General features: G+C 62.6%; 12 protein-coding genes. 9 read left to right on the top strand and 3 right to left on the bottom strand.

The annotated features are described in order from the left end of the window. The first annotated feature begins 61 nt into the window (after positions 1-61). Together P6U30_RS23455 and P6U30_RS23450 are read left to right on the top strand one after the other, a co-directional pair. Positions 62-859: a CbbQ/NirQ/NorQ/GpvN family protein gene (locus P6U30_RS23455; RefSeq protein ID WP_407170521.1), complete on the top strand. Its 798-nt coding sequence runs from the start codon at positions 62-64 to the stop codon at positions 857-859. 123 nt (positions 860-982) lie between these two features. Next, positions 983-3,166, top strand: a complete 2,184-nt coding sequence (locus P6U30_RS23450) for a nitric oxide reductase activation protein NorD (protein ID WP_407165265.1) — start codon at positions 983-985, stop codon at positions 3,164-3,166. Positions 3,167-3,229: 63 nt separating this feature from the next. Here the strand turns inward: P6U30_RS23450 and P6U30_RS23445 are convergent, their stop codons facing one another. The 3 genes from P6U30_RS23445 to P6U30_RS23435 are packed head-to-tail and all read right to left on the bottom strand — an operon-like array spanning position 3,230 to position 6,000. Continuing rightward, positions 3,230-3,907 (bottom strand): class II aldolase/adducin family protein, encoded by a 678-nt coding sequence (locus tag P6U30_RS23445; protein WP_407165264.1) that lies wholly within the window; start codon positions 3,905-3,907, stop codon positions 3,230-3,232. A 32-nt stretch (positions 3,908-3,939) separates the two neighbouring features. After that, positions 3,940-4,665 (bottom strand): SDR family oxidoreductase, encoded by a 726-nt coding sequence (locus tag P6U30_RS23440; protein WP_407165263.1) that lies wholly within the window; start codon positions 4,663-4,665, stop codon positions 3,940-3,942. A 15-nt stretch (positions 4,666-4,680) separates the two neighbouring features. Beyond that, positions 4,681-6,000: a sn-glycerol-1-phosphate dehydrogenase gene (locus tag P6U30_RS23435; RefSeq protein ID WP_407165262.1), complete on the bottom strand. Its 1,320-nt coding sequence runs from the start codon at positions 5,998-6,000 to the stop codon at positions 4,681-4,683. Between the two features lie 139 nt (positions 6,001-6,139). Here P6U30_RS23435 and P6U30_RS23430 point away from each other — a divergent pair, with 139 nt between their 5' ends. From P6U30_RS23430 to P6U30_RS23400, 7 genes are all read left to right on the top strand, one after another. Beyond that, the gene (locus P6U30_RS23430; RefSeq protein ID WP_407165261.1) at positions 6,140-7,177 is read left to right on the top strand and encodes a sugar-binding transcriptional regulator; all 1,038 of its coding nucleotides are present in this window, start codon (positions 6,140-6,142) and stop codon (positions 7,175-7,177) included. Positions 7,178-7,226: 49 nt separating this feature from the next. Further along, positions 7,227-8,186 (top strand): carbohydrate ABC transporter permease, encoded by a 960-nt coding sequence (locus P6U30_RS23425; RefSeq protein WP_407165260.1) that lies wholly within the window; start codon positions 7,227-7,229, stop codon positions 8,184-8,186. After that, on the top strand, positions 8,186-9,076 hold the full coding sequence (locus tag P6U30_RS23420; protein WP_407165259.1) for a carbohydrate ABC transporter permease: 891 nt from the start codon (positions 8,186-8,188) through the stop codon (positions 9,074-9,076). Before P6U30_RS23425 ends, P6U30_RS23420 begins: the two co-directional genes overlap by 1 nt. 48 nt (positions 9,077-9,124) lie before the next feature. Beyond that, positions 9,125-10,651: an ABC transporter substrate-binding protein gene (locus P6U30_RS23415; protein ID WP_407165258.1), complete on the top strand. Its 1,527-nt coding sequence runs from the start codon at positions 9,125-9,127 to the stop codon at positions 10,649-10,651. Between the two features lie 66 nt (positions 10,652-10,717). Next, on the top strand, positions 10,718-12,247 hold the full coding sequence (locus P6U30_RS23410; RefSeq protein WP_407165257.1) for an FGGY-family carbohydrate kinase: 1,530 nt from the start codon (positions 10,718-10,720) through the stop codon (positions 12,245-12,247). Next, complete coding sequence (locus P6U30_RS23405; RefSeq protein WP_407165256.1) at positions 12,244-13,047, top strand: HAD-IIB family hydrolase; 804 nt, start codon at positions 12,244-12,246, stop codon at positions 13,045-13,047. The genes P6U30_RS23410 and P6U30_RS23405 overlap by 4 nt, the downstream gene beginning before the upstream one ends. Positions 13,048-13,062: 15 nt before the next feature. Further along, positions 13,063-14,172 carry an ABC transporter ATP-binding protein gene (locus P6U30_RS23400; RefSeq protein WP_407165255.1) on the top strand — a complete coding sequence of 370 codons (1,110 nt, stop codon included), beginning with the start codon at positions 13,063-13,065 and terminating at the stop codon, positions 14,170-14,172. Positions 14,173-14,178: the final 6 nt, after the last annotated feature.

The raw sequence follows: 14,178 nt of genomic DNA, 5'->3' as shown, positions 1-14,178 counted from the left end.
CAATCGCTCGCCAAGGATTGCTGCGCTAACATGGGGGACGTGAGGATTGTCCAATCCCGCCTTGCTGCTTGACCAGTACCGCATTCCGAATGAGCCGTACTACCGGCCCCTCCGGGACGAGGTCGAATTGTTCGGCGCGGCCTATGCGAGCCGCATGCCGGTGATGCTGAAAGGGCCCACCGGCTGCGGCAAGACACGCTTCATCGAGTACATGGCATGGCGGCTTGGCCGTCCGCTCATCACGGTGGCCTGCCATGAGGACATGACGGCGGCCGATCTGGTTGGGCGTTGGCTACTTGATGCCCAGGGCACCGTGTGGAGCGATGGACCGCTGACAACCGCCGTGCGGTTGGGCGCGATCTGCTACCTGGATGAGATCGTCGAGGCGCGCCAGGATACGACCGTCGTCATCCATCCGCTGACCGATGATCGTCGAGTCCTGCCACTGGAGAAGCGCGGCGAACTGATCCACGCCCATTCCGATTTCCAACTCGTGATTTCCTATAATCCCGGCTACCAAAGCGCGATCAAGGACCTCAAAGAATCCACCAAGCAACGCTTCGCGGCGCTGGACTTCGGCTACCCGGATCGCTCGGCCGAGGTCGAGGTGGTTTCGCGGGAAGCCGACATCGATCCGAAGATCGCCGACCTGCTGGTGAAGATCGCGCTGCACAGCCGCAACCTGAAAGGCCAAGGCCTCGACGAGGGCGCGTCGACCCGGATGCTGGTCAACGCCGGACGGCTGATCGGATATGGCATCGGCCTCGAAAAGGCCTGCGAGACCACAATCGTCGTTCCCTTGACCGATGATACGGATACCAGGAACACGTTGCGGGACGTGATTTCGGCCTGTGCGTAGCATGGAAGTTGGCGGGTGGCGGTCGCGCAAATCAGTTCGCTTGAGAGTTTCCGGTCCAGCCGCAGGCTTGCGTCGTTGTTGCGTGGCCACGACGATGTGGGCGCAGCCGTGCAGGCGGCGCGGATGGCGTTGCAGAGCCGTTCCGAACCGATCAATCGTCTCGCGTTCTGGGATGAGACCGTGCATGGTCTGTTTGAGGCCAATCTTGGCGAGGCGGTTGTTCTCGTCTTTCTTCGCCTGTCGGAGCAATGGCCGGCGCAACGATCGGTCGACGATCTGATTGCGATCGGACGTGCCGGCAGGGACATCGGCCGCAACACCGGAAGCCGTGTCGCTCACGCCCTGTTGGCGGAGCTTTCCAAGATTCTGTCGCGGCTCGCAGGCGCCGGAGAGCTGACGGTTGTTCTTGATGCTCTCCGCCGACTTTCCGAGGAGGGGCCGGAATCGGTGGGCCTCGCTATCAACCGGCTGGAGCAATTGCTCGCACATGCTAGTGCCGAGGATTTCGCGGCTTGGGTTTCCGCCGGCTTGCGCGCGAGCGGCGGTCGCGCCGCGCGGCAGCGTGCCTATTTCGCGCTCGACGATGCGCTGTCAAAGCGGCTGTTTGCGCTCGGCCGAACCAGCGACGATCTTGCGCGGCTGGAAAAGCGCCTCGCGGCAACGACGGTAGCGCTGTGGGGCAGACGGCCGCGCTTCCGCAAGCTGCCGATGGCGACAACGTCGGCGCCGCAGCGAACCTCGCTCGCCGCGGGCTTGATCGGGCTGCCGGAAAGCTTTGCCGGCTTCGAGGGTGACCGCGCCGATACGATCTATCTCGCAGCGGTCGCGCATGCCGGCGCCCATTTGATTCACTCCACGGTCCGATTTCCGGTCGGGCGGCTGAAGGCGCTGCAACTCGCGCTGGTCTCGCTGATCGAGGATGCCAGGGTCGAGGCCCTGGCATTACGGGAAATGCCTGGTTTGCGCCGGCTGTGGCTGCCATTTCACGTCGCCGCGCGATCTGACCAGGCAACCGCGGTGGGCCTGATGACGCGGCTGTCGCGGGCGCTGATCGATCCCGACTATCAGGATTCCGATGCCTGGGTGGTCAAGGGACGAACGCTGTTTGCCGCGGCGTCGGAGCGCTGGACCGATCCCTCGATCAGCCGCGAGATCGGCGGACTGCTGGGCAACGACATCGGACAGATGCGGCTGCAGTTCAACCCCAAGAGCTATGTCGTCGAGCCCGCCTATCGCGACGATAATCTGGCCCTGTGGGATTTCGGCGACCTGCCCGATGCCGAGACCGAGACGATCGAGCTCGCCGTCGATTCCGTGCGAATCGAACGACGGGAAGACGCGGACGGCCGTTCCGCGGACGACAGCGCGAAGCCCGAAGAGACGCTGCGTGCGCGGGCAAGCGCCGTGACGAACCTCGACGGTCTTCCGGTTGCAACCTATCCGGAGTGGGACTACGCGGCCGGCATCGAGCGGGCGGACTGGACCACCATTCTCGAAGCGGATGCCGGCGCGTCCGCAAAACCCTTCGATCTCCCTGCGGATACGGACGCGATGCGCAGGGTCACGAGGTTGACCCGCGATGCGTCGATCGGCCGCCGCCTCCGCCACAAAGCTCAACGCGACGGCGACGCGCTCGACATCGATGCCGCGATCGCGCTGACCGTCGAGCGGCGGTCCGGTTACCTCAGCGAGCCGAGAGTCTACCAGCGCGATGCACCAGGCCCGCGCGACCTCGCCGTTTTGCTGCTGATGGATCTGTCGCAGTCCACCGCCGATCGCGACCGTTCGGGCCGAACCGTTCTCGACGTCGAGTGCAAGGCTGCCGCGATCATGACGGCGGCGGTGGAGGCCGCCAATGACGCAATCGCTGTCCACGGATTTAACTCGGACGGCCGCGAACGCGTACGCTACCTGCATATCAAGGGCTTTGACGAGCCGATCGACATGGTGGTGCGTTCACGGCTCGCGGGACTTGGCAGCAGCCGTTCGACGCGACTCGGTCCAGCGCTGCGCCATGCAGGCAGCTACCTTACGGGGCGCCGGGCATTCCGAAGGGTGCTGCTGGTGCTGACCGATGGCGAACCTTCTGACGTCGATGTGCCGGACCCGCGCTATCTTGCAGAAGACGCCCGTCGTGCCGTCCAGCAGTTGCGGCGGCGTGGCATCGACATCTTCGCGTTCGGCATGGGCGGCGACAGGCTTGCTCAGCTCGATCGGATCTTCGGAGAGCGCTACGCGCTGCATGTACCGCGGATCGAGGTGCTGCCGCAGCGGGTGATGCAACTGTATGCCGAATTGAAGAAATAAGCGGTTACCCGCTTATCTCAATGAGGCGCCGATCCAGCAGATCGCTTCGTGCTCCCGTCGGCGCTATGCCCGCGAATTCTCGGCGGGCGGATCCTGCACGCCGTAGCTGCCGAATGCCGCGGCGGTCTCGCTGATTTCGGCCTCGTTCAGCAGCACCGGCCCACCGATCGCCAGCGAGAGATAGTACTGCCGGGCAATCGTCTCGAGCTCGACCGCCAGCCACATCGCCTTGTCCAGCGATGCGCCCGTGGCAATCATGCCGTGATTGGCGAGCAGGCAGGCGGTTCGACCCTCGAGTGCGGTGAGCGCGTACTCGGACAACTCCTTGGTGCCAAACCTCGCGTAGCCAGCGACGCGAACATTCATGCCGCCGAACGCCGCCATCATGTAGTGGCAGGCCGGGATTTCCTTGCGCGCGATCGCCAGCACGGTGGCGTAGGTCGAGTGGGTGTGGACGATCCCCCCGACGTCCGGCCGCGCCTTCATGATGTCGAGATGGAAGCGCCATTCTGTGGAGGGCTTGAGCGGGCCCTTCCATGATCCGTATTCTCCGTCGATCGGCATTGCCACAATCATGTCGGGGGTCAGCGAGTCGTAGGGCGTCGCGGACGGTGAAATCAGCATGGTGTTGCCATGGCGTGCCGAGATGTTGCCGGACGTGCCCTGGTTCAGCCCGGTGGCATTCATCCAGCGGCATTTCGCAATGATGGCCTCGCGCAACTGAAGTTCGGTGTCGGTCATGATGGGCTCCTGGAAATCGGCGTCGGCCGCGCTCAGTATTTCTGTCGGGTCGGCGTGATGCAGATCTCCTGCACCAGCGCATTTTGCGGAAGGTTGTAGGCATCGAGAATCAGCTTGGCGACGTGCTCGGCCCCGATGCCGCCGCCGATGGCCGCCTTGTTTGCCTTGTAGTTGGCAAGGGTGCCGGGATCCTTCACGCCATCGAGTACTTCGGTCTCGATGATGCCCGGCGAGATGACGAGGACGCGGACGTCGTAACTGGAGAGGTACTCGCGCAGGCTCTCGGAGACGCCGTGCACGAAGAATTTGGTGCCGCAGTAGACGGTGTGGTCGGGATAGACCTTGCGTCCCGCGATCGAGCTCATCATCACGAGCGTACCGTGACGACGCTCCATCATGCCGGACATCACGGCGTAGACGCTGTTCATGACGCCATTGATGTTGATGGCGATCATTTCATCCCAGTCGGCGGGATCTTGCTTGCCGATATCCGCGAGCCTAGCAACGCCGGCATTGGCGAACATCATGTCGACCGGGCCGAACTCCGCTTCGGCGTCCCGCACGGCGGCCGCCAACGCTGCACGATCACGCACATCCACCTGGCGGCAAACCGAACTGGGTAGCCGCATCGCATTGAGCCGTTCGATCCGGCGAGCCATCAGCAGAACAGGATGGCCGGCCGCCGAGAAGGCGCGGGCGGTCGCTTCTCCGATACCCGAACTGGCACCGGTCACGGCAATCAACGGTTTTGCAGTCATGTCACGGCCCTCCCATCAGAGTTCGCCTTGCGCGAATGCCTCCAGCGTTCCGGCATCCGCCGCAATGTCGAGGAACGAAAAGCGGTTGCGCATTTCCCGGCAATGCACGATGGCTTCGCGATAGAAATCGACGGGCACGCCGAGTTCCGCGGCAGTCGTGGCGCCGCCCGCGGCCGACAACAGCCGCTTCATCTCGTCGACTGGAATTGTGAAGGCGGCGAGCTCGCGGCGAAGCTCCGGCCACATCGTTTCGAGCTTGTGGTTGAATGCGCTGGCTCCCTCATGGTCGAAAGCCTTCTGTTTCAACTCAGCGACGCATTGGGAAGCAACCTCGTCGCCGAAACGGCGCTTCATGTCGGCGACATCGATGTTGGTCGCGTGAACCGAAAGTGGGCGATCGGCGGCCAACATCTGCTGCTGCAGCCGCGCCATGCTCAATGACGCGATGCCCACCTGCTGGCCGTGCAGGCTGCCCGGATGCCGTTCGCCGGCAAAGCAATCGATGTAGTGGGAAATCTGGTGCTCGCCCATCGAGCCATGGTGCGAAACCCCGGTGAAGGAAATGCCGAGCCCGCACAGCGTGAGCACGCGGTAGAGATACCCCATCGCCTCGATGTCGCCTTTGGGTAGATTCCCGGCACGCTTGTTGAGTTCGATTTCGTCGTCGGCCTGGATCGTGTACGGCTCCTGGAAGTAAGCCGTTCCCAACAGCCGATGCGACATCCACCAGTCGGTCTGCGCGACCGAACGGGCCAGGCAGTCGGCGAACCCGGAGGCGGCGAGGTGGGGCGGCGCCGCGGCGGACACTTTGAGGTCGACGAAGAAGCCGGCGGGCGTGTGCGAGGGCAGGGACACCTTCAAGCCGCTGTCGAGCGTCAGCGAAGCCGTGGATGAGGTGTAGCCGTTCATCGAGGCGGCGGTGGCAAAGACGCAATAGGGCCTGCCGTCCAAACCCGTGACATACTTGCAGAGATCGTTGACGGTGCCGGATCCGACAGCAACGACGGCGTCGAATGCGCGGAGCCTTTCCGCAAGGCTGCGAACCTCGGCCATGTCGGCGTGAGGATGATCCAACACAATCGCCTCGATCGGACCGAGTTCGCGCAGTGCCTTGGCGATGCGCGCGCCCATCGCTTCATAGGTTGCCTGGTCGGCGACGACGGCAAGTCGATGTCCCAGCTTCAGGGACGCGACCAACTCAGCCTCGCGGCCGTCGAGGCTGTCTTCGATCACGATGGAATCGTAGGGCACCTTGACCGGCGCGCCGGTGAGCGGATTGATCCAGCGCCCTGCCACCAGATCATCGATCAGCGCGGTCCAATTGTGTTTTGGCATCGGCAAATCCCGCGCTGCGTCATCGGCGTCGCGCCTGGTGGTGACATTTGACAAGCTGTATTGACAATTTGCTGAGCTGATTGACAATTGTCAACACGGCATGCATTTTGTGAATGCCGTGGCTGAGGCCGGATCGCTGATGACCAGAACGCTGCAACGCCAAGTGACACCGTCGCGGATCAAGCGCAGGGCGCTCTCGATCCCGGCGGAGTTCGACAGCGATCCAGTCGTCTGGGCGGCGTGGCTCTATTACGAAGAGGGCATGACGCAAGAAGAGGTCGCCGATCAGCTCGGCGTCTCCCGCGCCTCGGTGGTGAATTTCCTGCAGGAGGCGCGCGACCGCAACATCGTCACGATTGCGGTCTCGTCGCGGCACCTGCAGTCCATTGGTCTTGCGCGCGAGTTGGCCGATGCGTACGGGCTCACGAGCTGCCTCGTTGTGCCTGATGACGGCGGTCGTCTGCCGGTGCACGAACGGATCGGCATGGCGGGCGCGCGGCTCCTGATCGAGCGGCTGCAGCCCGATGATGTCTTGGGCGTTTCCTGGGGCCGCACGGTTCAGGCGTTGTCGGCGTCGTTGCCTGAAATGAAGCTTCCCGGCGTGACCGTTGCTCAGATCACCGGCTGCTCGATCGGAACCACGGAGTTTTCGCCCGAGCTGTGCACCTCTAACATTGCCAACCGGCTTGGCGCGCGTTGCGTCAATCTGCATGCGCCGGGCATCGTCTCCACCGCCCAGATCAAGCGCCTGTTCATGCAGGAGCCGGCGCTCGTTGAGACCTTCAAGATTATCCAGTCGAGCAACAAGGTGCTGTTCGGTGTCGGTAGCGTCGACGATGCCGGCACCGCGATGCGCAGCGGCTACATGACGCCGGAGAAGATCGCGCCGTATCTGGCGCGCGGCGCGGTCGGTGTGGTGAGCGGGCGCTTCATCGACAGCGAGGGAAAGCCGATCCTGGGCGCGCTCGACAACCAGATGATCGGCCTCACCCTCGACGAGATCGCCAAGGTGCCGGAACGCATCTGCATCGCCGGCGGCAGCGACAAGATCGATGCGGTTTATGCCGCGCTCAACAATAACTATGCAACGATACTGGTCACGGACGTGGCAACAGCGAAAGCGCTGGTGCCGCGCGCGGCCCGGTCTCACCGATCCGGAGTATTACGCCGGTCCTGAAGCAAGATAGCGAACCGGGCCGATAGAGCCCGGCGCCGAGAGAACAGCGATGCGCGAGGAAACGTCAATTGTTGCGCAGCATGCGCAGAGTCTGGCTGTCGATGTGTCGTTACCGGGCACGCCGCGGCGCAGTGTCTGGCCACGGTTTCTGACCTCGGAACACCCGTTCCCGTGGCTGGCGCCGATCACCGCGCTGCTGCTGGCGTTCGGTGTCTATCCGCTTCTGTATGCGCTGTGGCTCTCGTTCTTCAAGCGCAATCCCATCACCCGTATGAACGTCTTCAACCCAACCTGGAATTGGGGAAAGTTGATCGCCGATGAACGGGTGTGGGGTGCGATCGGGCACACCTACCTCTACACCATCACGGCCCTGCTGATCGAACTTTGCCTTGGTCTCGCCATCGCGCTGCTGCTCGACAGCGACCGGAAGGGTTACGGATTGCTCCGGGCGCTGATGACGCTGCCGCTGGTGGTGCCGCCCGCCGTCACCGGCATGATGTTCCTGCTGATGCTGGACGGGTCCTTCGGCGTGTTGAGCATGGGTCTGGTATCGCTCGGACTTTGGCCGCCGCAGTATCCGATTCTCGCCTCCAGCGGTTCGGCGCTGGCCGGCATTCTGCTGGCTGACATCTGGCAGTGGACGCCCTTCATGGTGCTGATCATGCTCGCCGGATTGCGCGCCTTGCCGAAAGAGCCTTTCGAGGCCGCGGCGATCGACGGAGCGACCCCGAGCCAGGCCTTCTTCCGCCTGACCCTCCCGATGCTCTCCAGGATCATCGCGCTCGCCGTCCTGATCCGCGGAGTCGATCTGTTCCGCATCTATGATTACGTCAAGGTCATGACGGACAGCGGACCGGGCACCGCAACCGAGACGCTGACGTCCTACGCCGGCACGATCTATTTCAAAAACGCCGATTTTCCCTACGCCTCGACCATTTCGCTGTTCACGCTGCTGCTGGTGATCATCACCTCAAGCATCTTCATCAAGCTGTTCAAGGTGCGGTTCTGATGCAGGAAACGTTTTGGCAGAAGCGATTGCGTGACGTAGCCGCGGTGCTCGTTGTCGGCATATTCATGTTTCCGCTGTTCTGGTGGGCGCTGACATCGTTCAAGCCCACGTCCGCGATCTTCAACAAGGATGAAATCGTCTGGTTCAACTTCAAGCCGACGCTGGTGAATTATGCCGTGACGATGCTCGGCAAGTCGCGGGCGGAGCTTGCGATCGAATCCGGCAACACGTTCGGCGTCGGAGGTGCGAGTTCCTATGACAGCCGCCAAACCATCATCGACTCGCTGATCATCGCGGTGGGAGCCACCGCGTTGACGGTACTGCTGGCGGTGATCGCGTCCTACGCATTGTCTCGGATGCGGTTCCGCTGGCGGCAGGCCTATCTGAACTGGATTCTGTCGCAGCGTTTCATGCCGCCGATTGCGATCATCGTGCCTGTTGTCTTCATGTTTCACTACATGTCGCTGCTCGATACGCGGCTCGGCCTGATCCTCGTGGATACGTTGATCAATTTGCCGATCGCTGTGCTGTTGATGAAATCGTTCTACGATGACGTTTCCGTCGACGTCGACGAGGCCGCCATGATCGACGGTGCCTCGCGGTTGCAGATTTTCTGGCGCGTCGTTCTGCCCATGGTGAAGGGCGGCGTCGCGGCCACCGCCGTGCTTTGCTTCATCTTTTCGTGGACGGAATTTCTGCTGTCGCTGTTCCTGACCAATTCGATCCGAACGCTGCCCGTCAAGATCACGACCTTTGTCACCTCGACAGGATCGGAATGGGGCTTCATCGCTGCCCTCGGCACGACGGCCGTGATCCCGAGCTTCATCTTCATCTTGCTCGTCCAGAAGCAGCTTGTGCGCGGCCTGACCCTGGGATCTCTCAAGGAGTAGGCGTACGAACCGGGACTACAAGTCAACAAAACATCGGGAGGAGTAGCAATGAGTTTCAAGAAGTTCGATCAGCAGACCTTCATCGTCGACACGGCGAACGCCTATACCAACCGACAAATCTCCAAGCGCGAATTCCTGCGCAAGATGGGATTGGCCGGCGTGGGCTTTTCAGCCTTCAGCCTGGGCATGCTTGGCAATCCGCGCGGGCTGCGCAGAGGGAGCATGCTCGGCACCGAGGCGTTTGCCGAGGGCCTGCCCGATAACCAGGCCAAATGGCTGAAAGAGGTCGGCAGCAAGTTCAAGGGCGCCAAGATCCGCTACTCGACCGAATCGACGCCGCCGTCGGTGGTGCTGAACCAGATCAAGAAGGAGTTTACCGATCCGACCGGCATCGAGGTCGAGGTCGAGATCGTGCCGCTCGAGCAGGTGCTCGCCAAGGCGACACAGGACGTGCAGGGCCAACTCGGCTCTTACGACCTCTACTACCTTGACCAGTCGTGGATCTCGATGTTCCAGCCCGATTGCATCGACCCGGTAGCCTACTACAAGGACAAGCCCGAACTGGCGATGCCGGATTTCGACTGGGATGATTTCTCGAAGCCGCTCGTCAAGAATGTCGCCCAGGTCGAGGGGCAGTGGATGGGCATTCCTTTCGACATCCCGATCTTCACGCTGATGTACCGCAAGGACATCCTCGAGAAGCACAAGATCGCGGTGCCGACCACCTACGAAGACTTCCTCGCGGCGGCCAGGCAGATCTCCGAGGCCGAGAAGGGCAACGGCGTGTTCGGCACCGGCCTGCAGGCGAAGTCCGGGCACTATTCGCTCGAATGCGACTGGAGCCAGGCGGTGTGGGGCCATGGCGGCTCGATCTTCAACAAGAACAAGAAATTCTCTGGTAATGACGAGCAGGGCGTTGCCGGATTGAAATGGTACCAGGAGCTCTTGAAGGTCTCGCCACCGAACTCGACGGCATCGACCTGGGACGGCCAGTTCGAGATGATGCACTCGGGCCAGGTGGCGCTGGTGCAGAGCTGGGATGAATTCTTCCCTGGTCTCGATGCCGACGACTCCAAGGTCAAGGGCCTGTGGGAGCCGGCCAAGCCGCTGACCGCGAAGAAGTTGCGATCGCCGTCCGACGCCGGCTTCAACGAGCAGCCGAATCTCGGCCATCAGGGCGGTTCGTGCATCTCGCTGTCGAAATATTCCAAGAACAAGGAAGCGGCGTGGATCTTCATGCAGTGGGGCTGCTGCAAGGAGATCATGACCCGCTGCACGCTGCTTGGCGGCTTCGCGCCGATGCGAAACTCCTCGTTTGCCGATCCGCGTGTCAAGGCCAAGGCCAAGGTCGGCCCGGGCACGACACGGCATCTCGAAACGGTGAAGTGGGTCATCGACAACGCGATGGCCACGGAGCCGCACATGGCGTTGTGGGCCGGTCTGTCGACCAACGAGATACCGACGGAGCTCGGCAAGCTGCTCACCGGGCAGGCCTATGGCGGCGATCCTCAGAAGTGCATGGATGCGCTCGCAAAGGATATCGACGCCAAGGTGAAGGATGCCGGGCTGCTGTAGGGCCCGCAGAGCAAGAGCTGGCGAAGGCGGCCGACGTCGCCTTCGCTCCTTTTGAGACAACACGGCATGACACAAGATCTGGTGATCGGCATCGACAGTTCGACCTCTGCGACCAAGGCGATCGCCTGGGACCGCAGTGGCCGCGCCGTCGCGGAGGGACGCAAGGGCATCGGCCTTGCCAATCCGCAGCCGGGATATTTCGAGCAGAACCCGGACGAATGGTGGGATTCGGCCGCAGCCGCCTTGCGCAGTGTCACCGATCAGGTCGGCGCCGGGCGTATCGCCGCGGTTGCGATCTCCAATCAGCGCGAGACCTTCAGTGCGTTCACCGAGGACGGGACCGCAATCAGGCCGGGCATGACCTGGCTCGATGAGCGGGCGCGGCCGCAGGTCGTGCGCTTCGGCAAATCGTTCGGAGCGGAGCGCGTTCATGCCATTTCCGGCAAGCCGCTCGATGTTCTGCCCTGCCTCTATCGCATGATCTGGATGGCGGAGCAGGAGCCCGAGATTTTTGCACGTACCGCGCGGTTTGCCGAAGTTCACGGCTACCTGACGCATTGCCTGACCGGTCAATGGCGGACGTCGACGGCATCGGCCGATCCGACCGGCTTGCTCGATATGACGAGCGGCGCCTGGTCTGAAGCGATCCTGGATGCTGCGGGCATTGCGGTGGGGAAATTGCCGGCACTGGCGCGGCCCGGCGCCCGGATGGGTGAAGTCACGCACGCAGCAGCGGCGTTCACGGGTCTGTCTGCCGGAACGCCCGTTATCGCCGGCGGTGGCGACGGGCAGTGCGCGAGCACTGGCGCCGGCGTCACGTCTCCGGGCAGCGCCTACATCAATTTGGGGACCGCGGTGGTCTCGGGAAGCTACGGCCACAGCTACGCCTATGACCGCGCATTCCGCACCGAGAAGGCTGTATGTGACGATGGCTACATCTATGAGCAGGTCATTCGCACCGGAACGTTCTTGATCGACTGGATGGCGCGCGAAATGTTCGCAGCCGATCCGGCGGCTGAACGCAGCATCTTCAAGGCGCTGGAAGCGGAAGCCGCAGGCTGTCCGATCGGGGCGGGTGGAGTCGTCGTGCTGCCGTACTGGCTTGGTTGCATGACGCCGTATTGGGATCCCTATGCGCGCGGCGTGATTGCCGGCTTGTCGGGTTCGACCCGACGCGGTGCCATCTATCGGGCCTTGCTGGAAGGCATAGCGCTTGAGCTCGCCGGCCAGATCGAAAGGATCGTGGCGGCGACAGGTGGCGCGATCGCGCAGCTCACTGCGATCGGGGGTGGTTCGGACAGCGATCTCTGGCTCCAGATCCTGGCCGACGCATCGGGCCGTCCGGTGTGTCGCTCACCGGCGCGGGAAGCATCGTCGCTCGGCGCGGCGATCGCTGCCGCCAAAGGAGCGGGTTGGTACGGCACCATCGCCGAAGCCACTGCGGCGATGACGAGACCTCCAGCAAGGACATTCCAGCCTGAACCTAACAATGTCGCGCGCTACGCCGAGTTGCGCGCCATCCACGCCGATCTCTGGCCAAAGCTGCTCGACTGGAATGCACGCCTGGCTTCGTTTGCCGAGGGCGTGCCGTCATGAAACCCATTGCAAGTTTCCCGGACGAGGCCGCGCGCCGCGTCGTCTGCATCCTGACCGATATCGACGATACGCTGACCACTGAAGGCCAGCTCCCGGCCGCCTCCTATGCTGCGCTGGAGCGGCTGCGCGACGCTGGGCTAGCGGTCGTTCCGGTGACCGGCCGGCCCGCGGGCTGGTGCGACATGATTGCGCGGTTCTGGCCCGTCGAAGGCGTGATCGGCGAGAATGGTGCGTTCTATTTCCGATACGATCCAGTGGCGCGGAAAATGGTTCGCAAGTTCGTTGCGAGCGAGGCCGAGCGCGCCGCTAACCGTCGCAAATTGTTGGCGCTCGGCGAAAGAATTCTGTCCGAAGTGCCGGGAGCAGCGATCTCTGCCGATCAGCTTTACCGGGAAGCTGATCTTGCGATCGACGTGTGCGAGGACGTAGCGCCGCTGCCGCGCACTGCGGTCGATAAGATCGTCTCCCTGTTCGAAAGCGCGGGCGGCGTCGCCAAGGTTTCCTCCATCCACGTCAATGGATGGTTCGGCCGCTATGACAAGCTGGCAATGACCCGAATCTTTCTGCGCGACAGGCTGGGCCTTGATCTCGACGAGGCGAAGGACCGCATCGTGTTCTGCGGTGACAGTCCAAACGACGCGCCGATGTTTGGCTTCTTTCCTTATGCCTGCGGCGTAGCGAACGTGAGGGATTTCGAAGGCATGATGGCGGCAACTCCGGCGTTCGTCGCCAGCAAGCGGGGCGCGGATGGCTTCGTCGAGATCGCCGAGCGAATATTGTCGGCGCGGGCGGGCGTATAGCGGGAAGGTCAAGGCATGGCATCGGTCACGATCAGCAATGTGCGCAAGTCCTACGGCGGATTCGAGGTGCTGCACGGCATCGATCTCTCCATCGCCAATGGTGAGTTCGTCGTACTGTTGGGGCCTTCCGGCTGCGGAAAATCGACATTGTTGCGGATGGTCGCCGGGCTGGAGCAGATCACCTCCGGCCAGATCAGCATCGGCAACGTCGTCGTCAACGAGCTGCATCCGAAGGATCGCAACATCGCGATGGTGTTCCAGAACTACGCTCTCTATGCGCATTTGAGCGTATTCGACAATATGGCGTTCTCGATGCAGCTCAAGAAACGTCCGAAGGAGGAGATCAGGGGCAAGGTAGAGTGGGCGGCATCGATCCTCAACCTCACGCCCTATCTCGATCGCCAGCCGCGGCAATTGTCAGGTGGACAACGCCAGCGCGTGGCGATGGGCCGTGCCATCGTGCGCGATCCCTCCGTGTTCCTGTTCGACGAGCCGTTGTCGAACCTGGACGCCAAGCTGCGCGTGCAGATGCGCACCGAGATCAAGGAGCTGCATCACAAGCTTTCGACGACGACGATCTACGTCACGCACGACCAGATCGAAGCCATGACGATGGCCGATACGATCGTGGTGCTGCGCGACGGCAATATCGAGCAGATCGGCAAGCCGCTCGAGATCTATGACCGTCCTGCAAATCTGTTCGTTGCCGAGTTCATCGGATCACCTTCGATGAACTTCCTGACCGGCGAGGTCGCAACGGAGGCGGGACGCGCTATCGTTCGTGCCAACGGCGTCGCGCTCCCTTTGCCTCCCGGCGCGAACGTCGCACCAGGGCAGATCGTCAAATACGGAATCCGGCCCGAACATTTATGGCCCGGCGCGGGCAACGAAGGCATTCCCGCCAAGGTGTCCGTGGTCGAGCCGACCGGCCCTGAGATTCACATCTATGCCGACATCGGCGGGCAGGAAGTCTGCGCCATTACGCAGGATCGCCTCGAGCTGTCGCCGGATGACGCGATTAGGTTAGTGCCCGCTCTGGACAGGATTCGCCTGTTCGACCCTGCGACAGGCAAGGTCATCAACGGTTCTGACGAGACCAGGCCGCGTGCCGCGATGAGAGCTTAGCCGCCC

This window comes from Bradyrhizobium sp. ORS 111, assembly GCF_045571485.1.
GTDB lineage: Bacteria > Pseudomonadota > Alphaproteobacteria > Rhizobiales > Xanthobacteraceae > Bradyrhizobium.
Note: the sequence above shows the minus strand (reverse complement) of the source record. Positions and strands in the feature narration are given on the sequence as shown.